The 1,155-nt window shown below is 65.9% G+C and carries 1 protein-coding gene; it reads left to right on the top strand.

The genetic code is table 11. The annotated features are described in order from the left end of the window. Positions 1 to 1,155: ISNCY family transposase (locus GV035_RS25860; protein WP_159838433.1), on the top strand; the 1,155-nt coding region annotated here is incomplete at both ends.

The raw sequence follows: 1,155 nt of genomic DNA, 5'->3' as shown, positions 1-1,155 counted from the left end.
CGACGATGCTTTGGCACAGCGCGCCGTGAGCATTATCCGAGAGCGCTACGCCGACTTCGGCCCGACTTTGGCGCGCGAGAAGCTTGACGAATGCCACGGCATCCGGCTTGCCAAGGAAACGGTGCGGCATCTGATGATCGAGGCCGGCCTGTGGGTGCCGCGCCGGCAGCGCCCGCCGAAGGTGTATCAGCCGCGCGCGCGGCGTGCGTGCCTGGGCGAGCTGATCCAGATCGATGGCTGCGAGCATCGCTGGTTCGAGGAGCGTGCCCCGCAATGCACGCTGCTGGTGTATGTGGACGATGCCACCAGCCGGCTGATGTGGCTGCATTTCACGCGCAGCGAATCGACTTTCAGCTATTTCGAGGCGACGCGCGCGTACATCGAGCGCCATGGCAAGCCGGGTGCGTTCTACAGCGACAAGTTCACGGTGTTTCGCAATGCACGCGCGGGCAAGACTGGCAACGCCGTGACGCAATTCGGCCGGGCGATGTACGAGTTGAACATTGACACGTTTTGCGCCAATTCGAGCCCGGCCAAGGGGCGTGTGGAGCGCGCGCACCTCACCTTGCAGGACCGGCTGGTGAAGGAACTGCGCCTGCGCGGCATCAGCACGGTGGACGCGGCCAACGCCTATGCGCCCTGCTTCATGGCCGACTACAACGCGCGCTTTGCCAAGCCACCGAGGAGCGACTATGACGCGCATCGTTCACTGCGCGCTGACGAGAGTCTGGAACGGGCGCTGACGTGGCGCGAAGCGCGACGGGTCACCAAGACGCTGACGGTGCAGTACGACCGGGTGATGTATCTGCTGGAAGACACCGACGCGAATCGCGCGCTGGTCCACCGTGACATCGAGGTGTGGGAGTATCCGGACGGACGCACGCAGTTGCGCGCCGGCGAGCGGGCGCTGGTGTGTCGGCAATACGACCGCCTCACGGAGGTCGATCAGGGCGCCATCGTTGAGTGCAAGCGGCTCGCGCACGTGCTTGAGCTGGCGCAGGCGGTGCAGGCGCAGCGCGACAACCGCAGCATCGGCACGGCGCCTTCGCGCACGCATCGCGGCGCGCAGGCGCGCACGCCGCAACGGGCGCCCGGCACGAAGAAACAGCGCGAACTCACGCAACAGGACCTGGAGGCAACGATGATGGCGTTACA

It is taken from the genome of Burkholderia sp. 8Y (genome assembly GCF_902506145.1).
Lineage (GTDB): Bacteria > Pseudomonadota > Gammaproteobacteria > Burkholderiales > Burkholderiaceae > Caballeronia.
The sequence above is the reverse complement of the archived record's forward strand: the minus strand, read 5'-3'. Positions and strand labels throughout refer to the sequence as shown.